This is a genomic window from Microbacterium alcoholitolerans (genome assembly GCF_050408615.1).
Classification (GTDB): Bacteria; Actinomycetota; Actinomycetes; order Actinomycetales; family Microbacteriaceae; genus Microbacterium.
Window position 1 is genome coordinate 2,474,062 of record NZ_JBNTKD010000001.1, and the last position, 24,436, is coordinate 2,498,497.

A 24,436-nucleotide genomic window follows, 5' to 3' on the forward strand; every position below is an offset into this window, starting at 1 on the left:
ACCTAGTGTGGAGGCATGGCAGAGCAGTCGTCTTCTCCCATCGGCTCCGATCTCGCAGACGCCGCCGTCCAACTCGCCGCACGCTGGGTGTTCGAGGCCGCCGAGGTGGACGTCGATCCGGCCGCGGAGCGCCTGGCTGGCGTGCTGCACGATCCCAAGGGCCTGCCGTTCACGCTGGGCTTCGTCGACGGGGTGATGCGTCCCGAGAGCGCGGCGGCGGCAGCATCCAATCTCCATCGCGTCGCACCGCTCGCCCCCGATTTCCTGCCCTGGTACCTGCGCGGTGTCGTCCGGCTCGGCGGGGGCATCGCCCCGGCGCTGCCGGTGCCGACCGTGCCCATCGCGCGGCGCGTGCTGCGCGAGATGGTCGGGCATCTGATCGTCGATGCCCGTCCCGACAGACTCGGACCGGCGCTGGAGAAGATCCGCCGCCCGACTGCCGACAAGAAGGACGGCACATCGGATGCCCGTGCCGCGGGCGTCCGGCTGAACCTCAACCTGCTCGGCGAGGCGGTGCTCGGCGAAGCCGAGGCGAAGAGGCGGCTCGAGGGCATCCACGATCTCGTCCGTCGCGACGACGTCGACTACGTCTCGGTCAAGGTCTCGGCGATCATGAGCCGCATCTCGATGTGGGCGTTCGACGATGTCGTCGACGCCGTGGTCGAGCGCCTCATGCCGCTGTACGTCACGGCCCTCTCCGAGGGAACCTTCATCAACCTCGACATGGAGGAGTACAAGGACCTCGATCTGACGATCGCGGTGTTCACGCGCATCCTCAGCGATCCGCGACTGAAGAGCGCCGAGGCGGGCATCGTGCTGCAGACCTACCTGCCGGACGCGCTGCCGGCCCTGCGCGAGCTGACCGCCTGGGCACGCGACCGCGTCGAGCACGGCGGCGCGCGCATCAAGGTGCGGCTCGTGAAGGGCGCCAACCTTGCGATGGAGAAGGTCGATGCCGTGATGCACGGCTGGCCGCAGGCGCCCTACGCCACGAAACTCGACACGGACGCCAACTACCTGCGCTGCCTCGACGAGGTGCTCACGCCGCAGAACACAGCCGCCGTCCGCATCGGTGTCGCAGGTCACAACCTGTTCGACATCGCCTACGCCTGGCTGCTCGCGGGGGAGCGGGAGGTGCGCGAGGCGATCGAGTTCGAGATGCTGCTCGGCATGGCGCAGGGGCAGGTGGCCGCCGTCTCGCGCGAGGTGGGAGGCGTGCTGCTGTACGTGCCGGTGGTGAACCCGGCGGAGTTCGACGTGGCCGTCAGCTACCTGGTGCGCCGGCTGGAAGAGAACGCCTCGTCGTCGAACTTTCTCTCCGCGGCGTTCCACCTGGCCGATGACCCCGCGCTGTTCGAGCGGGAGCGGCTGCGCTTCCTCGATTCGCTCGCGCGCACGAAGGACCGCACCCTGCTCACCGGTGCACGCCGGACCCAGAACAGGAATGCGCCCGCGCACGAATCCGTGCGCCTGCCGGTCACGCGCGCGGCGGATGACGAGGATCTCACCGGGGTCGTCCTCGGCATCGCACGCGGATCGTCCGGCGACGAGGAGGGCGACGGGGATCCCTTCCTGCAGACCGCCGTGTACGCACGGCAGGAGCTCGCCGCCGCGGCGACGGCGGGAGCGCCCGGCTTCGACAACACCCCGGACAGCGACCCGTCGCTCGCCGGCAACCGCGACTGGGGCCGCGGGATCCTCGCCCGCATCGCCGACCCCGACGCGTGCACCCTCGGCCTCGACACCGTGCGCGCCGGGCGCATCGACGATGACCGGATGCTGGAGCAGACGATCACGCGCGTGCGAGACGCCGGTGCGCATTGGGGCTCGCGCCCGGCATCCGAGCGTTCCGACATCCTGCTGCGCGCCGCCGCGGCTCTCGAGTCGCGGCGCGGCGAGCTGATCGAGATCGCGGCCGTCGAGACCGGCAAGGTGTTCGCCGAGGCGGACATCGAGGTCAGCGAGGCCGTCGACTTCGCGAAGTACTACGCCGCCTGCGCACGCGAGCTGGACGGGATCAGCGGCGCGCGCTTCGAACCGGCGAAGGTGACCGTGGTCACGCCCCCCTGGAACTTCCCGCTCGCGATCCCCGCGGGCGGCGTGCTGGCCGCGCTCGCCGCGGGCTCCGGTGTCGTGTTCAAGCCCGCGCACCAGGCCCGGCGCTGCGCCGCGGTCATCGCCGAGGCGCTCTGGCAGGCCGGCGTGCCGCGCGACGTCCTCGCCTTCGCCGATCTGGGCGAGCGCGAGCTCGGACAGCAGCTCATCTCGCACCCGTCGGTGGACCGCGTCATCCTCACCGGCGCGTGGGACACGGCTGCGCTGTTCCGCTCATGGCGCCCCGATCTGCCGCTGCTGGCGGAGACCAGCGGCAAGAACGCCATCATCATCACGCCGACCGCCGATCTCGACCTCGCGGTCGCCGATCTGGTGCGCAGCGCCTTCGGCCATGCCGGCCAGAAGTGCTCTGCGGCGTCGCTGGTGATCCTGGTCGGCCCGGTCGGCCGGTCCAAGCGATTCGCGCGTCAGCTCGTCGACGCGGTCCGCTCGATGCGGGTGGCATGGCCGTCGGATGCCACGGCCGAGATCGGTCCGGTGATCGAGAAGCCGCAGGGCAAGCTCGAGTGGGCGCTCACGACGCTGGAGAAGGACGAGAAGTGGCTGATCCGGCCACGGTCGACGGATGAGACGGGTCGCCTGTGGAGCCCCGGCATCCGCGTCGGCGTGCAGCCCGGCTCGCGCACTCATCTCGAGGAGTTCTTCGGTCCGATGCTGGGCATCATGCATGCGCCCACCCTGTCGGAGGCGATCCGGCTGCAGAACGCGGTCGCCTACGGGCTGACCGCCGGGCTGCACACACAGGACCCGGCGGATCTCGAGCTCTGGCTCGATGAGGTGCAGGCAGGCAACCTGTATGTGAACCGCGGGATCACCGGCGCGATCGTGCAGCGCCAGCCGTTCGGTGGATGGAAGCGGTCATCGGTCGGCCCCGGTGCCAAGGCGGGCGGTCCGAACTATCTGGTGGGGCTCGGGTCGTGGCGCTCGCAACCGCGCGGGAAGGCGTCGAGCACGCTGCACCTGCGGGGGCTCGACACGCGCATCTCGTCTCTCATCGAGGCGGCGCAGCCGTCGCTGGGATTCGACGAGTTCGAGTGGCTGCGCCAGGCCGCGCTCTCGGATGCCGTCGCGTGGGACCGGGAGTTCGGGCAGGTGCGGGACGTGTCGCAGCTCGGCGCGGAGCGGAATCTGTTCCGCTACCGGCCGCTGCCTGTCATCGTGCGAGCGACGTCGGATGCCGGACTGCACGAGGTTCTGCGGGTGGTACTCGCGGGCATCCGATCGGGTGCGCACTTCATGCTCTCGGTGCCGTCCGGCCTGCCGGCCGGCGTGCGCGGACAACTGGTGGACCTCGAAGTGCTGGTCTCGGTCGAGAGCGATGCCGAATGGATCGATCGGATGGCACGTCGGGGCGACGCGGAGCCGAATGCCGACGAGAGCGCGTCGCCGCTCGCGGGCGCCGGGCGGGTGCGGCTGATCGGCACGACGGATGCTGTCGCCGCACTGCACCAGGATCTGGCGCGCGCGGTTGAGGGCGACCCGGATCTCGCGGTCTACGACAACGAGGCGACCTCGGCCGGGCGGCTTGAACTGCTGCCCTTCGTGCATGAGCAGGCGATCTCGATCACCGCGCACCGCTTCGGCAACCCCGACGACTGGAGCGCCGCCGTCATCTGAGTGGCATTCAATATCCGGGTGCCGGTTGCAGCGTTCGGGTCGCGAAAAAGCTATCTGATCAGCCGGATTCTGGGTTTCAATGTCGGTGGCCCCGTGTTGAATAGAGGGTATGAACAGCACCGCCGCAGTCCTGGATCGGGTCGTCGCCGACCTTGATCGGCTGCTCGGTGCGGATGCGCTTTCTGCTCTCACGGATGCCGAGCGGCGGGTGGTGCTGAGCACTGCCGGCGAGGCGCTGCGGCGGGTGGAGGCAGTGGTCGTAGAGACTGTGGCGACGGCGGATTCGGTGGATCTTCCGAACGGTGCCGGATGCCGGAACATGAACGAGTTGCTGCAGCGCACGCTGCGGGTCGACTCGCGGGCCGCGGCGCGGTTCGTGAAGGCGGGCAGGCTCGTGCATCGCGACACCGACCGGACATCGGGGGAGTCGCTGTCGGCAGCGTGGCCGGCTCTTCGGCAAACGATGCTCGATGGTGCGATCGGCGTCAGTGGACTGCTCGCCGCGACCGGCCCGATCGAGTCTGCCGGAGACCGCATCGGCGGCGCTGATCGGTGGGAGGCGGATGCTGTGCTCGCGGACGTGGCCCGTGGGCATGCGGTCGCCGGCGATGCGCAGTCCGACACCACGCCGCCTGCGACGCCCGAGGACTTGAAGACTCTCGCGCATGCGATTGCTGTGCGGTTGGATCCGGATGGGGCGGAGCCGGTGGAGCATCGTGCGATGCGTCGACGTTACCTGTCGGTCGGGCGGTTGTGCGATGGGGTGTACCCGATGCGCGGCAACCTGCTGCCGGAGACATACGCGCAGTTGCAGCTGCTGATGGACGCCCAGCTGAACCCGAAGACTGACGGACCACCGATCCCGGAGGGGGTGGCGTTCCGGCCCCTCCGACGACGAGACAAGCGTTGACGAGACCAACGCCGACGATGAGTTCAACAGTGACCCGCGGAACGTGCTCGACACGCGCACGCGCGGGCAGAAGCAGCACGATGCACTCGCCGCGGCACTGGGAATCGCCGCACGGCACGCCGAGACGCCGTCCCTCGGTGGTGCAGCGCCGACGCTCGTCGTGCACCTGGAATCCTCAGACAGTTCTTGGGCCAGCATCCCGGGCGTCGGCGGCCCGGTCAGCGCGGCGGTTGCCCGGCACACCGGCTGCACCGGCGCCATCCAGCGCGTCTTCACTGACGAGGGGCGGATCGTGGGGATGACGGTCAGTGACCGGATCTTCACCGTGTACCAGCGCCGGGCGATCGTCCTGCGTGACAAGGAGTGCCTGATTCCGGGGTGTCACGTCCCGGCGTCGTGGTGTGAGATCCACCATGTCACCGAGTACGCAAGGGGCGGGCCGACCAGCACCGACAACGGCGTGCCGTTGTGCTGGTGGCACCACCGATCCCTGGAATACTCCGGCTGGGAGATCCGGATGAACGAGGGTCTGCCCGAGATCCGCGGCCCCGCCTGGTGGGACCCGCAACAGAGCTGGCGCACCCCGCGCCTGTCGCTACCCGACGTCGCCTGCGAGGCACGCGGCAGCGCGCTGGCGACTCGCAGGCGGGCCGTGAAATAATGATCACTGGCGTGCCCACGTGCATCTTCCCCGTCAGCGTCGCGGGTCGAACTTCCGCCGGGCCCCTGGACAGCGTCCGCCGCACCTTCTCCGAGGAGCATCCATGTCCATGCCTGAGACGACCACCGTCGCCGCACCCGCCCGTGTCGCCCACCGCCGCCGCTATCTGATGTGCCGACCGGAGCACTTCACGGTCAACTACAAGATCAACCCGTGGATGGAGCCGGCGAAGCCGACCGACACCGCTAAGGCCGTCGCGCAGTGGCAGCAACTGCACGACGTGTACCTCGAGCTGGGCCACGAGGTCGAGCTCATCGAGCCCCTGGCCGACTACCCCGACATGGTCTACACCGCCAATGGCGGCTTCGTCATCGACGGCCGCGCGTACGTGCCCGAGTTCTACTTCGAGCAGCGTCAGGGCGAGGCGCCCGCGTTCGCCGACTGGTTCCGCGCCAACGGCTTCGACACCGTCATGCCCCGCGAGGTCAACGAGGGCGAGGGCGATTTCCTGCTCGCTGGCGACGTGATCCTTGCCGGCACCGGATTCCGCTCCGCGGGCGACAGCCACCACGAGGTGCGCGAGGTGTTCGATCGCGAGGTCGTCACCCTCACGCTCGTCGACCCGCGCTTCTACCACCTCGACACCGCGCTCACCGTGCTCGACCCCGTGCAGGGCGTGGAGAACGGCGGTCCCGAGCGCGCCAACATCGCCTACCTGCCCGGCGCCTTCGACGAGGCCAGCCGCGCAATCCTCGAGGAGCGCTTTCCCGACGCGATCCTGGTCTCCGACGAGGACGGCGCCGTCTTCGGCCTGAACTCCGCCAGCGACGGCTACAACGTCATCATCTCGCCGCGCGCGAAGGGCTTCGAGAAGCAGCTGCGTGAGCGCGGCTACAACCCGCTCACCGTCGACCTCTCCGAGCTGCTGCTCGGCGGCGGCGGCATCAAGTGCTGCACCCTCGAGCTGCGCGGCGCCTGACATGAACGGCACCAAGACGTACGCGGTTGCTGATCGAGCGAAGCGAGACGAAGTACACGTCGCCGAGAACTACGCTCCGCTGCCGGTCGTCGTCGCCGAGGCGCAGGGCGTGTGGATGACGGATGCCGACGGCCGCCGCTACCTGGATCTGCTGGCCGCCTACTCGGCCGTGAACTTCGGCCACCGGCATCCGGCGATCGTCGAGGCGCTGACCACCCAGCTCGAGCGGGTCGCGCTCACCAGCCGTGCGTTCATGAACGACCGGCTCGAGCCGTTCGCCGCGGCGCTCGCCGAGCTGTGCGGCAAAGACCTCGTGCTGCCGATGAACACCGGCGCCGAGGCCGTCGAGACCGGCATCAAGGTGGCTCGCGCCTGGGGCTACCGCGTCAAGGGCATCCCCGCGGGCAAGGCGCGCGTCATCGTCGCTGCCGGAAACTTCCACGGTCGCACCACGACGATCGTCAGCTTCAGCGACGACGCGCAGGCGCGTGACGACTTCGGCCCGTACACGCCCGGTTTCGACACGGTGCCGTACGGAGACGCGGATGCCATCGCCGCCGCGATCACGGACGAGACCGCCGCAGTGCTGATCGAGCCGATCCAGGGCGAGGCCGGCGTGATCATCCCGCCCGAGGGGTACCTGCGCCGAATCCGCGAGATCTGCGACGAGCGGAACGTGCTGTTCATCGCCGATGAGATCCAGTCCGGGCTCGGCCGCGTCGGTGAGACGTTCGCCTGCGATCGCGAGGGCGTCGTCCCCGATCTGTACCTACTGGGCAAGGCGCTCGGCGGTGGCATCCTGCCCGTCTCGGCCGTGGTCGGCGACCGCGACGTCCTCGGTGTCATCCGCCCTGGCGAGCACGGCTCGACCTTCGGCGGAAACCCGCTGGCAGCGGCAGTCGGGCTGCGGGTCGTCGAACTGCTGGAGAGCGGGGAGTTCCAGGAGCGCGCGCGGCAGCTCGGCGCGCACCTGGCATCCGCCCTTCAGCCGCTGCTCGGCAACGGCGTGAGCGACGTGCGCATCGCGGGGCTCTGGGCCGGCGTCGACATCGACCCCGCCGTCGGCACGGGTCGTCAAATCGCCGAGCGGCTCCGCGAACGCGGCGTGCTCGTGAAGGACACCCACGGTCAGACCATCCGCATCGCGCCGCCCCTGGTGATCCGCGCCACCGAACTCGACTGGGCCGTCGAACAGCTGCGGCTCGCACTGGCGGATTAGACGCGACCACCCACCCACGAGGGGCCAGAAAATGCGCCCTTCGCACGGGCGAAGCCCGCAGAAACTGACCCCAGAAAGCTCAGTCCTTGAGGAACGGGCCCGATTCCTGCGCCTGCACGTCGGGGTCGTCCATCCCCGACAGATCGTCCTCGTCGACCAGACCGTCGATGTCGAGCGTCGACGGCGACGCATCGCCGTGGCTCTCGACCGTCAGCGCCGACGGCGTGATGCGGATCGGGTCCGTTGGAGCCACGGGAAGCCCGAAGCGCCGCTGGATCCGCCGCATCCAGCGCGGCTGCGAACCCAGCACGCCGTTCGCGTCGTGCGCCTCGACCTCGAGGCCGTAGTAGTCGCCGATCCGGTCGATGAACGCCGCGCGCTCGGCCTTCGCGTACGCGCGCCGCTCGCGCGTGAAGGCCACTACGGTCGACCAGCAGATCAGCAGCATCACCACGCTGAACGGCAGGGCGATCGTGATCGCCGCCGTCTGCAGGGCGGTGAGCCCGCCGGCGAGCAGCAGCGCGATGGCCAGCAGCGCGGTCGCCGCCACGAAGAAGGTGCGGATCCACCGGCGCGGCTCGGGCTTGCCGCCGGTCGCGATCATGCCCATCACCAGCGCGCCGGAGTCGGCGGAAGTGATGAAGAAGATCGCGAGCAGCAGGATCGCGCCGATGCTCACGATGGACGCACCAGGCACGTGCTGCAGCATCGCGAACAGCGCGCCCTGCAGGTCGACCTCGCCGTTCGGTCCGGTGAGCGTGCCGGGGTTCGCAAGCTCCATCGACAGCGCCGACCCGCCGAGCACCGCGAACCACAGGATGCCCAGCAGGGTGGGCACGAGAATGACGCCGATCACGAACTCCCGCACCGTGCGTCCTTTCGACACCCGGGCGATGAAGATGCCGACGAACGGCGCCCATGAGATCCACCAGCCCCAGTAGAACGACGTCCAGCCGGCCTGCCACTGCTCACCGGCTTCGCCCTGGAAGGCGCTGACGTTGAACGACAGGCCGATGAAGTTCTGCACGTAGTAGCCGATCGACTGCACGAAGTCACGCAGCAGGAACTCGGTCGGACCCACTGCCAGCAGGTACAGCACCAGCAGCCCGGCGAGCACGAGGTTGATGTTCGACAGCCATTTCATGCCCTTCGTGACGCCGGAGAGCACGGACATCAGCACGAACACCGAGATCACGAGGATCAGGATCACCTGGGTCGTCTCATCGGGGTCGGCGAAACCTGCCGAGTGCAGTCCCGAGCTCATCTGCAGCACGCCGAGACCGAGTGACGTCGCGACGCCGAACAGAGTGCCCACCAGGGCGATCACGTCGATCGTGTGGCCCCAGCCGCCTTCCACGCGCTTGCCGAGCAGCGGCTCGAGGGTCCAGCGGATCGAGACCGGGCGGCGCCGGCGGTGGATCGCATAGGCGAGCGCCAGACCGATGACGACGTAGATCGACCAGGCGTGCACTCCCCAGTGCAGGTACGTCTGGCCGAGGGCCGCCTGCGCGAGCTGCTCCGGGGTGCCGGTGACGCCTGGCCGCGGGTTCGCGAAGTGGCTGAGCGGCTCGCTGACGCCGTAGAAGACGAGACCGATGCCCATGCCAGCCGCGAACAGCAGCGAGAACCAGCTCATCAGCGAGAACTCGGGCTCCTCATCGTCACGGCCGAGTTTGATGTCACCGAACCGGCTGAACCCGAGGAACAGTGCGAACGCCACGAAGAACGCCGCAATCAGCACGTAGTACCAGTTGAACGCGTTGACGATCGAGGTCTGCACCGCCTGGAACGCCGCCTCGGCGACCTGCGGAAACAGCAAGGTGAACACGACGAACGCGATGACGATCACCGCGGCGGGCCAGAACACCCAGCGCAGCACCTGAGGCTCGCGCTTGTCGGCAGAGGTCTTCGTCGTCGATCGCGATCCGCTCATGAACCCACGTTATCCAGCAGGCGCGGCGGGCGACAGAGGCAGAGCACCCGTGTTCACGCGGGCGTGTCGTCGGGGTCGAGCGACTTCAGAGCGTCCCGTTCCACCTCGGTGTCAGCGGTCAACTCGTCTTCGGTGACCTCCGAGCCACCGAGCGGTGCGTCCTCCTCGCCGGGAGGAGCCGACTTCTTCTCGTCCTCATCGGAGCCGGGCGCCGTCGGCAGCTTGGCATCCCGCTGCCGCGGCAGACCGCTGCCGCCCGGGCTCTGCCCCGGCACGTGCGGTGCCTGGGTGGTCGCGGGATCCGGCTGTTCGCTGCGGTGATCGTGATCGCTCATGCAGGCAAGCTAGTCAGCATCCGGACACCGCGACACACCCTTGACAGGTCGCGCGCGTCCACTCGATGAGCGGAGGTCGGTGTCAGGCCGCCGGGCGCAGTTCGCGACGGCGCATCAGGGCGAGGGATGCCACGCTGCCGGCCACCGCGGCGGCAGCCAGCCACCACGCACCCTTGACATCGACACCGTCGGCGTCGAGCACGGGCGTCTGCGCGGACGGCGAAAGAGTCGTCAGCCACTCCGGCAGCGAGAACAGCGGACCGAACAGGCCGATGAGCAGGGCGAGGAGCACCAGCATCCATCCGGCGACGATCGTCGCACGTGGCGTCAGCACGAACACCAGTGCCGTGAGCGCGAGGAACACGCACGCGGCGATGCCCTGCCCTATGCCGGCGACGACGGCATCCTGCAGCAGCGACATGTCGCTGCCCAGCGCTCCCAGCGCCGACCCCGCGATCGCCGCGGTGATCGTGAGCACCACGGCGATGAACGCGATGAGCAGGTATCCGGCAAGCCAGCGCACCCGATCAACGGCGCCGGCGAGCACGGGCTCGGCGGTGCCGTGCACTTCTTCCTGACGCGCGCGGCATACGGACTGCACGCCCGCGCAGGCCGCCAGCACGCCGGCGAGCATGTAGAAGATCACGACCATCCCCGACTCGAGACCGCCCTGCTGCGACATCGCCTCGAAGATCCTCTGCACGGCATCGATCCTCGTGCCGATCTCGTTCACGACGGCCGCGAGGCTCGTCGCGAGCAGTCCGGTCAGAAAGCCCCCGATCGCCCATCCCAGCACGGACCCCGATGTCAGCCGCCACACCAGACCCGTCGGCGAGCTGAGGGATGCCGGAGCCCAGGCGCGTCCGTGCCGCTGCGGCACGACGCTCTCGCCGAGGTCGCGCACCGACTGCACGGCAAACGCCGCCGCTGCCAGCGCGGCGCCCACGGCGATTCCGAGCAGAGCCGGCCACGCCGCATCGTCGGCGAAGGGGCGGGTGTTCTCCGCCCAGCCGAACGGCGACAGCCAGGCGAGCCGGCCGCTCTCCATCCGTGTGAGGTCATCGCTCGGTGTGCCCAGCGCATTGCCGAGCCCGCTCACCACGAAGCTCGCGACCAGGATCCAGACCGCCAGCGAGTTCGCACCGCGCGAGGTGCGCATCAGCTGCGCGGAGAGCAGCCCGACGCCCAGAAAGCACAGTCCGACGGATGCGGTCGCGAGCCCCGATGTCCACGAGCCGGCGGCCGGATAGCCGGAGCCGATGTAGACGACGGCGACCAGAAGCCCGAGCACGGCGTTCGCGACGACGCCGTGCACGGTCGTGGCGGTCAGCGGCGTCACCCGCGCGGCGGGGGTGGCCGAGATCAGTTCGGCCCTGCCCTGCTCCTCCTCCGTGCGAGTGTGCCGCACGGCGAGCAAGGTGCTCATGAACGCGGCGAGCATCGCCAGGAACGGGAGGATGAGGAACAGTGCCATCTGCGCCTCGCCGGCGCCGGATGGCAGTCCGCGAAACATCAGGATGACCGGATTGGCCATCACCGTGGCCAGCAGCACCTTGCGATCCGCTTCGGTCGCGAACGATTCGGCGACACCGCCGACGGACGCCGCGGCCAGGGCTGCGGTGCCGAGGATCCACAACGGCAGCTGCACACGGTCGCGCCGCAGTCGCAGGCGCAGCAGTGGGATCATCCCCGGGCCTCGTCTTCCCTCCGCTGGCGGCGCGTGGCCGCGCGTGATGCCGCGGACGCTCCGCTCCGCTCGGCTGCCTCGCCGTTCTCGACGTTCCCGCCGTTCTCGACTGCTGCCAAGTCGTCGCCGTAGTGCCGAAGGAAGAGCTCCTCCAGAGACGGCGGCTCGATCCGCAGGCCCTCGACGGAGCGTCGTGCCAGCTCCGGCAGCACGAAGGCGACGCGGTCGCTGTCCACCGTGAATCGCGCGCGGTCGTCGTGAACGGCGCCGTCGTGGGCGTCGGCGATCCCGCTCAGGGCATCGTCGGACGCGGCGTCGAACGAGATCTCGGTGCGGGTGAGGTGTCGCAGCTCGGCCAGCGTCCCCGTCTCGACGATCCGGCCGCTGCGGATGATCGAGACGCGATCGCAGAGCTGTTCGACCTCGCTCATGATGTGACTGGACAGCAGCACGGTCGCATCCGCCGCGCGCACTCGCGCGATCTCGCGGCGGAACATCACCTCCATCAGCGGGTCCAGCCCGCTGGTCGGCTCGTCGAGGATGTACAGCTCGGCGGGCACCGCGAATGCGGCGACCAGCGCGACCTTCTGCCGGTTGCCCTTCGAATACGCGCGGCCCTTCTTGCGCGGGTCGAGCTGGAACGCGTCCAGAAGGCGCTGCTTCTCGGAGCGGTACGCCGAATCCTTCGTGTCGGCGCCGCGGAGGCTCGCGAGCAGGTCGATCGCCTCGCCGCCCGAGAGGTTCGGCCAGACGCTGACATCTCCGGGAACATAGGCGATGCGTCGATGCAGAGCGGATGCCGCGCGCCATGGGTCCTCGTCGAAGACGTGGACTTCGCCGCCGGAGGCGCGGGCCAGACCCAGCAGGATCCGGATGGCGGTCGACTTGCCGGCGCCGTTCGGCCCCAGGAAGCCGTGCACGTGCCCGGCACGCACCTCGAGATCCAGACCGTCGAGGGCGTGCACGCGTCCGTAGGCCTTGGTCAGACCGCGTGTGCTGACGATAGCGCTCATGCGCGTGACGGTACGCCCGTTCGGCGCGTTTGGGAACAGCGCTCGCCGGGCGCACGAGCCCGCTGCTCCGGTATGAGCTTCGGTCGCCTGATCGCAGTCCGGGTGACCGAAGCTCATACCGGAGCGGTCGGGGGCCGCGAGACGCCGGGGCGCGGGGTTGCAAGGGTGAGCGCGAGCGCGACGGCGAAGGCGCCGAGCATCGTCGCGCCGAGGACCGCGGCCGAGACGCCGAACATCGAGACCAGCGGCGGGACGAATGCGCCCAGCATCATCGACAGCGTGCCGAGCACGGCGGATGCCGAGCCCGCGCTGCGCGTCACCCGTCCGAGCGCGATCGCGGTGAGCGACGGATTGTTCACACCGTGCGTGCTGATCGCCACGAACAGCGGCACCAGCAGCCACGGCAGTGCGGACTCCAGCATCCCGGCGACGAGCACCGCGACAGCCACCGCCGTGCCGATGGAGAGCGACCATCGCACGAGTGCAGCGCCGGGCATCCGACGTGCCAGCCGACGGTTCAGATTCGCGGCGGCCATGATGCCGACGGAGTTCACCGCGAACACGACCGCGAAGCCCTGCGCGCTCAGCCCGTACTGCTGCTGCAGCACGAACGGCGACATCTGCAGGTACGAGAACAGCGCGATCGATGCGGCGCCGAGCGTGACCGCGGTGAGCATGAACGAGCGGTTGCGCAGCGCCGAGACCACGCCCCGGAAGTCGTTGACGATCCCGCCGGTCGTCCGTCCCTGCGCGCTGAGCGTCTCAGGGACGCCGAACACCGCCACCGCAAGCAGCAGCAGCCCGATCACCGCCAGGGCGATGAACACCCCTCGCCAGTCCGAGAACGTCGCGATCGCGCCGCCGACGAGAGGTGCGAGCACGGGCGCCGCGCCCATCACCGCGGCCAGCGTCGAATACGCGGCGATCGCCTCGGCCCCCGAGAACAGATCGTGCACGACCGCACGGGCGATCACCATCCCCGCCGCGCCGCACAGGCCCTGCACGATGCGGATGCCGATCAGCGCCTCGATGGTGGGTGCGAACGCGCACAGCACCGAGGTGATCGCGAATCCCGAGATCGCCAGGATGAGGGGCATCCGACGTCCGTACCGATCGCTGATCGGTCCCCACAGCAGCTGCCCCAGCGCCAGTCCGATCATGCAGGCGCTCATCGTGAACTGCGTGAGCGACTCGGATGCCCCGAGGTCGGTGCCCAGCTGGGGCAGTGACGGCAGGTAGACGTCGAGCGAGATCGGGCCGAAGGCGGTGAGCGCGCCGAGCGCCAGGATCAGCGACCGCGGATGACGCCGCACGTCTCAGTCCTTCTTCTTGCGCGGCAGGCGGATCGGCGAGGTCGCGGTCACGCGATCGTCGAACGACTCGGGATCCATCGCGCGCACGACCGACACCGGTCGGGTCTCATCGAGCGTCAGGCGGAACCTGGCGCCTTCGCTGCGATGCAGTCGACCGGACCACAGCATCCACGCGGCCCCGATCCCGAACGCGACGATGCCGGCGATGCCGCCCACGACGATCGCCGTCCGTGCCGAGAAGGCGTCGACGATCCACCCGGCGATCGGGGCGCCGATCGGCGTCGAGCCCATGATCACCGCCATGTACAGCGCCAGGACCCGGCCGCGCAGCGCAGCATCCGTCGTCGTCTGCACGTATCCGTTCGCGGTGGTGAGCATCGACACCGTCGAGAACCCGACGAAGACCAGCACGATGGCGTAACTCACGTAGGTGGGCATCGCGGCCGAGACGACGGATGCCACTCCGAAGCCACCCGCGGCGAGCACCAGCACGCGCACGCGGGCCCGGTCGCGTCGTGCGGCGAGCAGCGCTCCGGCGAGCGAGCCGATCGCGAGCACCGAACTGAGCAGCCCGTAGCCGTCCGCGTCCTTGCCGAACTCCAGCGCCATCGTCGAGGCGAAGATCGGGAAGTTCATGCCGAACGCGCCGATCAGGAACACCATCACGAACACCACGACGAGGTCGGGGCGCCCCCACACGTAGCGGAACCCCTCGCCGAGGCCTCCGGTGCTCCGGTCCTTCAGGCGGGGCCTGAGCTCGTGGATGCGCATCAAGAGCAGGGCGACGATCATCGCCAGGAAGGTCACGGCATTCGCCACGAACACCCAGCCCGAGCCGAGCAGGACGATCAGGATGCCACCGACCGCGGGACCGACCAGGCGAGCCATGTTGAAGGCGGCCGAGTTGAGCGCGACCGCGTTCGAAGTGTCTTCCAGGCTCACCATGTCGGAGACGAAGGCCTGACGAGCAGGGGCGTCGAAGGCGTTCGCGACGCCGAAGGCGGCCGCGAAGCAGAACATCAGCGGCAGGGTCATCACGCCGGTCAGCAGGAGGGCGGCGATTCCCAGGGCGAGCAGCATCAGCGTGCTCTGGGTGACCAGCAGCACCTTGCGGCGATCGAACCGGTCGGCGACCCAGCCGGTGAGGCTCACCAGCACCAGGGGAGGGCCGAACTGCAGCGCCATCGTGACGCCCATCGCGGTCGCGTCGTTGTCGGTCAGCTCGGTGAGCACCACCCAGTCCTGGGCGGTCGCCTGCATCCAGCCGCCGATGTTCGAGATGATGCCGCCGAGGAACCACGTGCGGTAGTTGAAGTTGCGGAACGACCTGAACATGGCGCTCATGCTTCGGCCACCTTCCGCAGCAGGGCTGCGGCCTGGCGCAGCACCGCGAGGTCATCGGCGTCGATGTCGACCTCGCTGATCATGTCGGCCAGCCGTTCGTCGCGACGCCGGATGGTCTCCGCGACGACGTCCTCTCCCTGTTCGGTGATCTCGACGTGCACCCGGCGACGGTCGTCCTCGTCGGGGATCCGCACCACGAGACCGAGCTCGGCGAGTCCGTTGACGGTCGCCGTCATCGTCGGCGCGGTCACGCGTTCGTGTTCCGCGAGCCGTGAGAGCGTGTGCCGTCCGTGCACGCGCAGGGCGCCGAGGGCGGCGAGCTGCGCATCACTCAGCGTGTCGACCGCGCGGACGCCGCGCAGGCGGCGGGTCAGTCGGAAGACGGCGTAGCGGAGTTCGGATGCGGTGTCGGCGATATCGTCAGTCATTACTTAGATAGTCTAACTAAGCTTTTCGGTGGCGGGCTCGATGAAAATAAAGCCCGCGAATCTTGACGCGTGAGGTGAGAATGCGAAAATCGTTTTCATGCCTCTCGCGCTCGAACTCGCCGTCCAGGATCCCGCAGGTATGCGCATCGCGCAGGAGGCGGGGGCGGCACGCGTCGAGCTGACGCAGGCGCTCGCGCTCGGCGGGCTCACGCCGTCGCAGGCGACCGTCGAGCTCACCCGCGCCGCGGCAGGGGATGACGGCCCCGAGGTGCACGCGATCGTCCGCCCGCGCGCCGGCGACTTCCAGTACAGCGACGACGAGATCGCGCTGATGGCGCGTGACGTGCGGCACCTGCTCGCCGCCGGCGCGCAGGGCGTGGTGATCGGATGCCAGGGCGCCGACGGCACGCTCGACCGTGACGGCCTCGCGCGGCTGCTGGATGCCGCCGAGGGTGCTCCGGTCACCTTGCACCGGGTGATCGACGTCACCCCGGATCCGGTCAGCTCGCTGCGGCTGGCGCGCGACCTCGGCGTGACGCGGGTGCTGAGTTCCGGCGGTGCCTCGCGGGCGATCGAAGGCCTTGACGTGCTGCGCGCTCTCGTGGCCGAGGCCGCCGGCGGGATCGAGGTCATGGCGGGAAGCGGCATCACAGCATCCGACGTCTCAGCCATCGCCGCGACCGGCGTCGACGCCGTCCACTTCTCGGCCAAGCGCTCCGTCGTGTCGGCCGGCACAGTGCGGATGGGCTCCGCCAGCGACGGCGTCGGCGGCTACGAGGTCACCGACCGCGACGCAGCGCTCGCCGTCGTCGCGGCGCTCGTGCCCGCCTGAGCCCACACCGGTTGCCCCGGCGACCGCCATCCCTCGTAGACTCGGCCCATGGTCGCCAGCAGAACAGCGGAGTTCGTCGACGCCTACGGCATCGCGATCGTGTACGACGTGTACGAGGCCGAGGGTGTGCCACGCGGAGCGGTGCAGCTGCTGCACGGAGTGGGTGAGCACGCCGGACGCTACGAAGCCGTCATCGAGGCCCTGACCCGCGACGGATTCCACGTGTACGCCGACGATCATCGCGGGCACGGGCGCACGGGCATCCGACAGCACGGCGGCCCCGAGAAGCTCGGGCAGCTCGGCAAGGGCGGGCTTCACGCCGCGGTGGCGGCGTGCTGGCAGCTCACCGGGATCATCCGCGCCGAGCATCCGGATCTGCCGCTGGTGCTGATCGGCCACTCCTGGGGCTCCTTCCTGTCGCAGAAGCTGCTGAACCAGCATCCGGAGGCGTACGACGCCGTCGTGCTCAGCGGTTCGGCCTACCTCACTCCGACGCATCTGAACGCCGCGCCGCTGAACGCGCGCTGGAAAGGGCCCGAGGCTCACGGCCTGGAGTGGCTCTCGCGTGATCAGGCCGTGTGGCAGGCGTTCCGCGATGATCCGCTGACCACCGAGGTGCCGCTGCTGAAGCTGTTCGGGCCGATCGAGGCGGCGCGCCTGTACGGTCGGCCGAAGCGCGATCTGGGTCACAGCGTGCCCGTGCTGCTGATGGTCGGGCGCGACGACCCCGTCGGCGGTCCGCGCAGCGTGCACAAGCTCGCCGACGCGTACCGCAGCCGCTCGAGTCTCACCGATGTCACCACGCTCGTCTACCCGGATGCCCGGCACGAGATCTTCAACGAGGTGCAGGCCGATGCGGTGCGCGCCGACCTGCTGGCGTGGCTGGACGCACGGATCCCGGCACGGGGCTGACGCTGCGGCTTAAGCTGGTCACGTGCATGGTGAGTACAAGGTTCCTGGTGGCAAGCTCGTCGTCGTCGACCTCGAGGTGGAAGACGGTCTGATCCGCGACTTCCGCCTCGCTGGGGACTTCTTCCTCGAGCCGGACACAGCGCTCGAGGCGATCAACGCCGCCGTCGAGGGCATGCCCGTCGAGGCCGACTCCACCACGATCGCCGCGGCCGTGCGCGCAGCCCTGCCCGAAGGCGCCCAGCTGCTCGGCTTCTCGCCCGAAGCGGTCGGCACGGTCGTCCGCCGCGCCCTGGTCACGGCTCCCGGCTGGCGCGACTTCGACTGGGAGATCGTGCACGAGAAGGCGGTCTCACCGCGGCTGAACCTCGCCCTCGACGAGGTGCTCACCGCTCGCGTCGGCGAAGGCCGTCGCCGTCCGACCCTGCGCATCTGGGAGTGGGACGAATCGGCCGTCGTGATCGGCTCGTTCCAGTCGTACCGCAACGAGGTCGACCCGGAGGGGGCGGCTCGTCACGGCTTCGACGTCGTGCGCCGCATCTCTGGTGGTGGGGCGATGATGATGGCTGCGGGGCAGATCATCACCTACTCGCTGTACGTGCCGGCATCCCTCGTGCAGGGCATGACCTTCGCCGACTCGTATGCCTTCCTCGACGACTGGGTGCTGCAGGCGCTGCGCTCGATCGGCATCGATGCGACGTACCAGCCGCTCAACGACATCGCCTCGCCCACCGGCAAGATCGGCGGCGCCGCACAGAAGCGCCTGGCCAACGGCGGAGTGCTGCATCACGCCACCATCTCGTACGACATCGACGGCAAGACGATGACCGAGGTGCTGCGCATCGGCCGTGAGAAGCTCAGCGACAAGGGCACGGTGTCGGCGGCCAAGCGCGTCGACCCGCTGCGCACCCAGACCGGAATGGAGCGCAGCGAGATCATCGAGCGCTTCAAAGACACCTTCCGCGCCCTCACCGGTGCCGAGGACGGCACGATCACACCCGACGAGTACGAAGCAGCCGAAGCGCTCGTGGACTCGAAGTTCGCCACCGATGCGTGGCTGCAGCGCGTGCCGTGAGTGATCCGGGGGCGGTGGCCGGGGTGATCGCGAGCGCGCCCGTCGCGCGGGATAGTACGCCTGCCGCGGGCGAATCCCCGGAATCTGTCCGCGGCAAGCGCACATCTCCGCGCGAAGCGCCCGGCCGCGTCACGATCATCCAGGGCGACAACCTCGAGGTTGCGGCGACGCTGGCATCCAGCTCCTTCACGCTGATCTACCTCGACCCGCCGTTCAACACCGGCCGCGCGCAGGAGCGGCAGGTCGTCACCGCCCGCCGGCTCGCCACAACTCCGGAGAAATCTGCGGCGGCGGAGGCCGCAGCGGGCGAAGCCGCCGATTCGGGGACGTTTCTCCGGAGTTCTGGCGGGGCGGATGCGGATGCCGCCGCGGCAGATGCCGCCGCGGCGGTCGTCCCGGCAAAGGAGATCCGGCACGGATTCCACGGTCACGCGTACGAGCGGGTGCGCGGCATGCTGCGCACCTACGACGACCGCTTCGACGACTACGGCGACTTCCTCATGCCGCGGCTGGAGGAGGCCTGGCGGCTGCTCGCCGATGACGGCACGCTCTACCTGCACCTCGACTACCGCGAGGCGCACTACGCCAAGGTGATGCTCGATGCCGTGTTCGGGCGCGACTGCTTCCTGAACGAGCTGATCTGGGCGTACGACTACGGCGCCAAATCGCGCAGCCGCTGGCCGACCAAGCACGACACGATCCTGGTGTACGTCAAGAACCCGCGGGAGTACTGGTTCGACTCCGAGGCCGTCGACCGCGAGCCGTACATGGCGCCGGGACTCGTCACGCCAGAGAAGGCCGCCCGCGGCAAGCTGCCCACCGACGTGTGGTGGCACACCATCGTGCCGACGACCGGTCGCGAGAAGACCGGATACCCGACGCAGAAGCCCGAGGGCATCCTGCGGCGCATCGTGCAGGCATCCAGTCGTCCCGGCGACCGCGTGCTCGACCTGTTCGCCGGCTCCGGCACGACCGGGGCCGTGGCATCCTCACTCGGCCGCGATGCCGTCCTCGTCGACGACAATCCCGACGCCATCAGAGTGATGCGCGAGCGGATGCCGCACGCCGAGGTTCAACGCGGGTGAAAGTAGGATGGGCACGTGTTCGAGCTGCGTCGCCTGCGCCTGCTGCATGAGCTGTCACTGCGCGGAACGATCGCCGAGGTGGCGGCCTCTCTATCGTTCAGCCCGTCGACCGTGTCGCAGCAGCTCGCGCTGCTGGAGCGCGAAGCCGGGGTCGCCCTGCTCGAGCCGGACGGTCGCCGCGTTCGGCTGACGCCGGAGGGGCGGATGCTGGCCGAGCACGCCGCCCGCGCACTCGAACTCGATGAGGCCGCGCGGGCCGAGCTCGCGGCACCCGGAGCGCTGGAGCCGGTGCGGCTGGCGGCCATGCCGACCGCGGCCGAGACGATCGTTCCCGCTGCCCTCACGCTGCTGGCCGAGCGGGCCCCTCAGCTGCGCGTCGAGCTCGCCGAACTCGCACCCGAGGAGAGCCTGTTCGAGCTGTCGGCCAGACGCTTCGACCTCGTCATCGCCGAACAGTATCCCGGGCACACCCGCGAACTGCACACCGGCGTGCAGCATCGTCTGCTCGGTGAGGATCCGATCCGCATCGTGATGTCTCCCGCCGAGGCGCCGGCGCCACTGGCATCCCTCGCCGATCGGGCCTGGGTGATGGAGCCGGCCGGCACCGCCGCCCGGCAATGGGCCGTGCAGCAGTGTCGCGCGGCCGGCTTCGAGCCGGACGTGCGCTTCGAGGCCGATGACCTCACCGCGCACATCCGGCTGATCACCGCAGGGCACGCCGTCGGGATGCTGCCCGACCTCATCTGGGGTGACGAGCCCAGCGGCATGACTCTGGCCCCGCTGCCGGGCTCACCGGTGCGCGAGGTGTTCACCGCCGTGCGCACCGCCGGCCGCACCGAGAGCGTCACGCTCGTCCGCGACGCGCTCGCCGAGGCCTTCGCCTCGCACCGTCGCGTGGCACCATAACCCCGGCACTGATCCGCATCCGCTCCGCGCGCGATTCGTCCGCCGTCCGGGGTACAGATGTCGGCGTCGAACACGGATGTCGGCGAATCCGGACCGAATCCGCCGCCATTCGTGCATTTCTGCCTGCATCCGTACCGCTGCGGTCGATAGCGTGTGAGAGGAGACGGAAGGGGAGCGGATGAGCAGCCGAGAGGTGCACTTCGTCGCTGCGCTCGAGCAGCACGCCCCGGCCGACGCCGTTCGGGTGGCCGCCGCTGCCGACGCGAGCGGGTTCGCCGGCACCGTCGTGTTCGACCGCTTCCAGCCGTGGCTGCCGCAGCAGGGGCAGGCATCGTTCGCCTGGACGATCATCGGCGCGATCGGGCAGCAGACCGCCGGAGCGCTGACTGTCTCGGCCGTGCCGGGATACCGCCAGCATCCGGCATCCGTCGCCCAGGCGAGCGCGACGCTCGCCGCGCTCCACCCCGGCCGGCACCGGCTGCTGCTCTCGGCCGGCGACGCAATCGATGAGCATGTCGCCGGCGGCTACTGGCCCGAGGCGCATGAGCGCGCAGCGCGGCTTTTCGAATCGGCCGAGATCGTCCGCAAGCTCTTCACGGGATCGGTCAAGGGCAGCGATGTGCGCCACGCGGGTGCGCACCACCGCCTCGAGACCTCGCGGCTGTGGACCATGCCCGCCAAGCCGCCCGGCGTGCAGCTGTGGGCCGGCGGCCCGATGAGCGCCCGCCGCGCGGGTCGCGAGGGATACGGAATCGTCGTGCAGGCTGCAGCTCCCGAGCGCATGCAGGCGCTGCTGCGCGCGTTCCGCGACGGCGCGCGCGAGGGCGGCCACGCTCCGGGGCGGGCGAGCGTCCATGCGCAGCTGTCGTGGGCGCCGACGGACGACGAGGCGATCGCGAACGCTCTTCGCGACTGGCCGATGGCCGGTCTGCGCTTTCCGCGCGGTGACATCCGCTCGCCGTTCGACGTCGCGCAGCTCGCCCGCGCGGTCATGCCCGACGACCTGCGCGAGCGCATCCCGGTGAGCGCCGACCCGGCCGTGCACGCCGCTCACCTGCGCGCGCTGTTCGCGCTCGGCTTCGACACCGTGCATGCGCAGAACGTCGGGCGCGAGCAGGATGCCTGGATCGAGACCTACGCGCGCGAGATCGCGCCGGACCTGGAGTGACGGATGCAGATGATGACGGTCTGGGCCCTGCCCGGAATCGGTGAGGTGCAGCCGGGCGACGACCTCGCGGAGCTCATTCTCGGCGCGCTGAGGGACCCTGCGCTGCAGGATGAATCGCTCGAGGACGGTGACGTGCTCGTCGTCACCTCGAAGATCGTCTCGAAGGCCGAGGGACGCATCGTGCAGGCTGAAGACCGCGAAGCGGCGATCGCCGCCGAGACCGTGCGCGTCGTCGCCACCCGGCCGCGCGCCGACGGCGGCGTCACACGGATCGTGCAGAATCGGCTCGGCATCGTGGGGGCCGCGGCCGGGGTGGACGCCTCGAACACGGCATCCGGCACGGTGCTGCTGCTGCCGCTGGATCCGGATGCCAGTGCGCGCGACCTGGCCCGCGCGCTGCGCACCGCCACCGGCGCCGAGATCGGCATCATCATCAGCGACACCCTCGGCCGCCCCTGGCGCGAGGGTCAGACCGACGTCGCGATCGGAGCGGCCGGGGTGCACGTGTTCGACAGGCTCGCCGGCGAGGTCGACAGCGCCGGGCGTCCGCTGATCGTCACGCTGCCGTGCATCGCCGATGAGCTCGCCGCCGCGGGGGACCTCGTCAAGGGGAAGCTGAGCGGATGCCCGGTCGCGGTGGTCCGCGGAATGGGCCGCGTCGTCGGCGCGCTGGATCTGCCGGGGGCCGCGAGCATCGTGCGCGACTCGGCGAAGGACATGTTCCGCGTCGGCGCCGATGAGGCGTACCGGGCGGGTTTCGAAGATGGTCGCAGTTCGACGGATGCACGTGCATTGGCGCGCGCCGAGGAGGAGTTCTGATGCTGAAGCTGGGTTACAAGGCGTCTGCGGAGCAGTTCGGTCCGCGGGAGCTGGTCGAGATCGCTGTCGCGGCGGAGGGTCATGGGTTCGAGTCGGTGGCGGTGAGCGATCATTTTCAGCCGTGGCGGTACACCGGCGGGCATGCGCCGTTCTCGATCGCGTGGGCGGCGGCCGTGGGGGAGCGGACGTCGCGGATCCGGATCGGGACGAGTGTGATGACGCCGACGTTCCGGTACAACCCGGCGGTGATCGCGCAGGCGTTCGCGACGCTGGGGATGCTGAACCCGGATCGGGTGTTCCTGGGTGTCGGCACCGGCGAGGCGCTCAATGAGATCGCGACAGGGTTCCGGGGTGCGGGGGAGCAGGAATGGCCGGAGTTCCGTGAGCGGTTCGCCCGGCTGCGGGAGGCGGTGCGGCTGATGCGGGCGCTGTGGAAGGGCGATCGGGTCTCGTTCGAGGGGGAGTACTACTCCACCCATGACGCGTCGATCTACGACGTGCCCTATGGCGGCATCCCGGTGTACATCGCCGCGGGTGGGCCGATGGTGGCGAAGTATGCCGGGCGTGCGGGCGATGGGTTCATCTGCACTTCCGGCAAGGGCCGGGAGCTGTATGAGGACAAGCTGGTCCCGGCGGTGAAGGAGGGACTGGCGGCGTCCGGGCGCTCCTTCGAGCAGATCGATCGGATGATCGAGATCAAGATCTCGTATGAGGAGACGGAGGAGGTGGCGCTGGAGAACACCAGGTTCTGGGCGCCGTTGTCGCTGTCGAAGGAGCAGAAGCACGACATCACCGACCCGATCGAGATGGAGCAGGCGGCGGATGCGCTGCCGATCGAGCAGGTCGCGAAGCGGTGGATCGTCGGCACCGACCCGGATGCGGTCGTCGCGCAGGTCAAGGAGTACGTCGACTGGGGCTTCAACCACCTCGTCTTCCATGCCCCCGGCGATGATCAGGAGCGCTTCATGACACTCTTCGAGCGGGACCTCGCACCGAGGCTGCGAGCGCTCGAGGCGCCCGGGGCCTGACGCTCGCCCTCCCCTCCGCCTCGCCGACACCCCCACCTCCCGTCGACACCCCCACGTGCGGGCGCCGATACGCAGGGGTGTGGGCGAGTACTGGGGGTGTCGGCGAGCTCAGGCGCCGCGCTCGGCGGCGACAAGCGCACGGGTGGCGGGGGCGACCTCCTGGCCGTACACGGCGATGGCGTTCGGGTCGTCGCCGGCGAGGATGAAGCCGCTCATGCCGTACTCCAGCGTCAGCACGGCGAGTTGCTCGGCCCACTGGGCTGGCGGTCCCATGAGCAGCTGCGGATTCGTCTCGGCGGCGAAGCGGCCGTTGATGTTCACCAGACGCCGGATCTCGCTGGGGTCACGGCCGGTCGTCGCCGCCGCGTCGTCGATGCGCGCGTTCGACTCGGTGATCTCGTCGAGGCTCTTCATATAGCTCATCGACGGCAGCCAGCCGTCGGCCTTGCGTCCGATCAGCCGCAGCATCCGCGGCTTCAGCGCGCCCAGCCAGATGCCGACGGCGTGTGCCGGAGCTGGGCCGCGCTTCGCGCCGACGACCTTGTGGTGCTTGCCGTCGACGACGAGCCGCTCGGTGTTATCGGCGTCCCAGATGCCGCAGATGATGTCGATGCCCTCCTCCAGGGCCGTGACCGACTCGCCGGCAGTGAGGCGCTTGCCGCCCATTGCGACGATCGGGTCCCAGAATCCGCCGGCGCCAAGACCCAGCTCCACGCGCCCGCCGCTCAGCAGATCGAGGCTGGCGACGGCACGGGCCAGTACGGCCGGTCCTCGCAGCGGCAGGTTGATCACATTGCCCGACAGGCGTATGTGGGTGGTCTTCGCGGCCACGTAGCTCAGCAGCGTCCACGTGTCGAGGAACGCCGGCTGGTAGGGGTGGTCCTGAAACGTCGCCAGGTCGAGCCCCGCTGCTTCGGATGCCTGTGCCAGCTGCACCGCGTGCTGTGGCACCCGGTTCGTCGGAGTGATGAAGGTGCCGAAGAGCAGGTCGTGACCATAGTCCGTCATGATGCCTGATAACGCCGTGACGGCATAGAAGCTTCCCACTGCCCAAGCATCA

General features: G+C 69.6%; 21 protein-coding genes. 13 read left to right on the forward strand and 8 right to left on the reverse strand.

From position 1 onward, the window contains the following. Nucleotides 1–15 precede the first annotated feature (15 nt). The 5 genes from ACQUSX_RS11865 (at nucleotide 16) to rocD (ending at nucleotide 7,501) form a co-directional block, all read left to right on the forward strand. Nucleotides 16–3,732 (forward strand): proline dehydrogenase family protein, encoded by a 3,717-nt coding sequence (locus ACQUSX_RS11865; protein WP_428907124.1) that lies wholly within the window; start codon nucleotides 16–18, stop codon nucleotides 3,730–3,732. A gap of 109 nt (nucleotides 3,733–3,841) precedes the next feature. Then, nucleotides 3,842–4,642, forward strand: coding sequence for a DUF222 domain-containing protein (locus tag ACQUSX_RS11870; protein WP_428907125.1), 801 nt, complete (start codon nucleotides 3,842–3,844; stop codon nucleotides 4,640–4,642). Beyond that, complete coding sequence (locus ACQUSX_RS11875) at nucleotides 4,578–5,303, forward strand: HNH endonuclease signature motif containing protein (protein WP_428907634.1); 726 nt, start codon at nucleotides 4,578–4,580, stop codon at nucleotides 5,301–5,303. The genes ACQUSX_RS11870 and ACQUSX_RS11875 overlap by 65 nt, the downstream gene beginning before the upstream one ends. Before the next feature lie 109 nt (nucleotides 5,304–5,412). Beyond that, complete coding sequence (ddaH, locus tag ACQUSX_RS11880; protein WP_428907635.1) at nucleotides 5,413–6,282, forward strand: dimethylargininase; 870 nt, start codon at nucleotides 5,413–5,415, stop codon at nucleotides 6,280–6,282. A 1-nt stretch (nucleotide 6,283) separates the two neighbouring features. Beyond that, a complete protein-coding gene (gene rocD, locus ACQUSX_RS11885; RefSeq protein ID WP_428907126.1) occupies nucleotides 6,284–7,501 on the forward strand; it encodes an ornithine--oxo-acid transaminase in 1,218 nt (405 codons plus the stop codon). A 79-nt stretch (nucleotides 7,502–7,580) separates the two neighbouring features. Here rocD and ACQUSX_RS11890 read toward each other — a convergent pair whose 3' ends face one another. From ACQUSX_RS11890 to ACQUSX_RS11920, 7 genes are all read right to left on the reverse strand, one after another. Next, nucleotides 7,581–9,434, reverse strand: a complete 1,854-nt coding sequence (locus ACQUSX_RS11890; RefSeq protein ID WP_428907127.1) for a BCCT family transporter — start codon at nucleotides 9,432–9,434, stop codon at nucleotides 7,581–7,583. Between the two features lie 53 nt (nucleotides 9,435–9,487). After that, the gene (locus ACQUSX_RS11895) at nucleotides 9,488–9,769 is read right to left on the reverse strand and encodes a hypothetical protein (protein WP_428907128.1); all 282 of its coding nucleotides are present in this window, start codon (nucleotides 9,767–9,769) and stop codon (nucleotides 9,488–9,490) included. 82 nt (nucleotides 9,770–9,851) lie between these two features. Beyond that, nucleotides 9,852–11,456 (reverse strand): ABC transporter permease, encoded by a 1,605-nt coding sequence (locus tag ACQUSX_RS11900; protein WP_428907129.1) that lies wholly within the window; start codon nucleotides 11,454–11,456, stop codon nucleotides 9,852–9,854. After that, nucleotides 11,453–12,469 carry an ABC transporter ATP-binding protein gene (locus ACQUSX_RS11905; protein ID WP_428907130.1) on the reverse strand — a complete coding sequence of 339 codons (1,017 nt, stop codon included), beginning with the start codon at nucleotides 12,467–12,469 and terminating at the stop codon, nucleotides 11,453–11,455. Before ACQUSX_RS11905 ends, ACQUSX_RS11900 begins: the two co-directional genes overlap by 4 nt. Before the next feature lie 113 nt (nucleotides 12,470–12,582). After that, nucleotides 12,583–13,782, reverse strand: coding sequence for a multidrug effflux MFS transporter (locus tag ACQUSX_RS11910; RefSeq protein ID WP_428907131.1), 1,200 nt, complete (start codon nucleotides 13,780–13,782; stop codon nucleotides 12,583–12,585). 3 nt (nucleotides 13,783–13,785) lie between these two features. Further along, nucleotides 13,786–15,117: an MFS transporter gene (locus tag ACQUSX_RS11915; RefSeq protein WP_428907636.1), complete on the reverse strand. Its 1,332-nt coding sequence runs from the start codon at nucleotides 15,115–15,117 to the stop codon at nucleotides 13,786–13,788. A 5-nt stretch (nucleotides 15,118–15,122) separates the two neighbouring features. Then, the gene (locus ACQUSX_RS11920; protein ID WP_428907132.1) at nucleotides 15,123–15,554 is read right to left on the reverse strand and encodes a MarR family winged helix-turn-helix transcriptional regulator; all 432 of its coding nucleotides are present in this window, start codon (nucleotides 15,552–15,554) and stop codon (nucleotides 15,123–15,125) included. 97 nt (nucleotides 15,555–15,651) lie between these two features. On the opposite strand from ACQUSX_RS11920, the gene ACQUSX_RS11925 reads away from it, so the two are divergent. From ACQUSX_RS11925 to fgd, 8 genes are all read left to right on the forward strand, one after another. Beyond that, nucleotides 15,652–16,386, forward strand: coding sequence for a copper homeostasis protein CutC (locus ACQUSX_RS11925; RefSeq protein ID WP_428907133.1), 735 nt, complete (start codon nucleotides 15,652–15,654; stop codon nucleotides 16,384–16,386). A gap of 48 nt (nucleotides 16,387–16,434) precedes the next feature. Next, a complete protein-coding gene (locus ACQUSX_RS11930; protein WP_428907134.1) occupies nucleotides 16,435–17,298 on the forward strand; it encodes an alpha/beta fold hydrolase in 864 nt (287 codons plus the stop codon). Nucleotides 17,299–17,320: 22 nt separating this feature from the next. Beyond that, a complete protein-coding gene (gene lplAB / locus ACQUSX_RS11935; protein WP_428907135.1) occupies nucleotides 17,321–18,370 on the forward strand; it encodes a lipoate-protein ligase LplAB in 1,050 nt (349 codons plus the stop codon). Next, nucleotides 18,349–19,455, forward strand: a complete 1,107-nt coding sequence (locus tag ACQUSX_RS11940; protein ID WP_428907136.1) for a DNA-methyltransferase — start codon at nucleotides 18,349–18,351, stop codon at nucleotides 19,453–19,455. Before lplAB ends, ACQUSX_RS11940 begins: the two co-directional genes overlap by 22 nt. A 15-nt stretch (nucleotides 19,456–19,470) precedes the next feature. After that, the gene (locus ACQUSX_RS11945) at nucleotides 19,471–20,361 is read left to right on the forward strand and encodes a LysR family transcriptional regulator (protein ID WP_428907137.1); all 891 of its coding nucleotides are present in this window, start codon (nucleotides 19,471–19,473) and stop codon (nucleotides 20,359–20,361) included. Nucleotides 20,362–20,539: 178 nt separating this feature from the next. Continuing rightward, on the forward strand, nucleotides 20,540–21,529 hold the full coding sequence (locus ACQUSX_RS11950) for a TIGR03557 family F420-dependent LLM class oxidoreductase (protein ID WP_428907138.1): 990 nt from the start codon (nucleotides 20,540–20,542) through the stop codon (nucleotides 21,527–21,529). Nucleotides 21,530–21,538: 9 nt separating this feature from the next. Further along, complete coding sequence (cofE, locus tag ACQUSX_RS11955; RefSeq protein WP_428907139.1) at nucleotides 21,539–22,348, forward strand: coenzyme F420-0:L-glutamate ligase; 810 nt, start codon at nucleotides 21,539–21,541, stop codon at nucleotides 22,346–22,348. After that, nucleotides 22,348–23,376 carry a glucose-6-phosphate dehydrogenase (coenzyme-F420) gene (gene fgd, locus ACQUSX_RS11960; RefSeq protein WP_428907140.1) on the forward strand — a complete coding sequence of 343 codons (1,029 nt, stop codon included), beginning with the start codon at nucleotides 22,348–22,350 and terminating at the stop codon, nucleotides 23,374–23,376. The genes cofE and fgd overlap by 1 nt, the downstream gene beginning before the upstream one ends. 108 nt (nucleotides 23,377–23,484) lie before the next feature. On the opposite strand, the gene ACQUSX_RS11965 is transcribed toward fgd, so the two are convergent. Then, complete coding sequence (locus ACQUSX_RS11965; RefSeq protein WP_428929972.1) at nucleotides 23,485–24,423, reverse strand: LLM class flavin-dependent oxidoreductase; 939 nt, start codon at nucleotides 24,421–24,423, stop codon at nucleotides 23,485–23,487. Nucleotides 24,424–24,436: the final 13 nt, after the last annotated feature.

Bases quoted from the DNA above. Each gene is read 5' to 3' on its own strand.
- ACQUSX_RS11865 (WP_428907124.1), top strand. From the start codon at position 16: ATGGCAGAGCAGTCGTCTTCTCCCATCGGCTCCGATCTCGCAGACGCC.
- ACQUSX_RS11870 (WP_428907125.1), top strand. From the start codon at position 3,842: ATGAACAGCACCGCCGCAGTCCTGGATCGGGTCGTCGCCGACCTTGAT.
- ddaH (WP_428907635.1), top strand. From the start codon at position 5,413: ATGCCTGAGACGACCACCGTCGCCGCACCCGCCCGTGTCGCCCACCGC.
- rocD (WP_428907126.1), top strand. From the start codon at position 6,284: ATGAACGGCACCAAGACGTACGCGGTTGCTGATCGAGCGAAGCGAGAC.
- ACQUSX_RS11890 (WP_428907127.1), bottom strand. From the start codon at position 9,434: ATGAGCGGATCGCGATCGACGACGAAGACCTCTGCCGACAAGCGCGAG.
- ACQUSX_RS11895 (WP_428907128.1), bottom strand. From the start codon at position 9,769: ATGAGCGATCACGATCACCGCAGCGAACAGCCGGATCCCGCGACCACC.
- ACQUSX_RS11900 (WP_428907129.1), bottom strand. From the start codon at position 11,456: ATGATCCCACTGCTGCGCCTGCGACTGCGGCGCGACCGTGTGCAGCTG.
- ACQUSX_RS11905 (WP_428907130.1), bottom strand. From the start codon at position 12,469: ATGAGCGCTATCGTCAGCACACGCGGTCTGACCAAGGCCTACGGACGC.
- ACQUSX_RS11915 (WP_428907636.1), bottom strand. From the start codon at position 15,117: ATGTTCAGGTCGTTCCGCAACTTCAACTACCGCACGTGGTTCCTCGGC.
- ACQUSX_RS11920 (WP_428907132.1), bottom strand. From the start codon at position 15,554: ATGACTGACGATATCGCCGACACCGCATCCGAACTCCGCTACGCCGTC.
- ACQUSX_RS11925 (WP_428907133.1), top strand. From the start codon at position 15,652: ATGCCTCTCGCGCTCGAACTCGCCGTCCAGGATCCCGCAGGTATGCGC.
- ACQUSX_RS11930 (WP_428907134.1), top strand. From the start codon at position 16,435: ATGGTCGCCAGCAGAACAGCGGAGTTCGTCGACGCCTACGGCATCGCG.
- ACQUSX_RS11950 (WP_428907138.1), top strand. From the start codon at position 20,540: ATGAGCAGCCGAGAGGTGCACTTCGTCGCTGCGCTCGAGCAGCACGCC.
- cofE (WP_428907139.1), top strand. From the start codon at position 21,539: ATGATGACGGTCTGGGCCCTGCCCGGAATCGGTGAGGTGCAGCCGGGC.
- fgd (WP_428907140.1), top strand. From the start codon at position 22,348: ATGCTGAAGCTGGGTTACAAGGCGTCTGCGGAGCAGTTCGGTCCGCGG.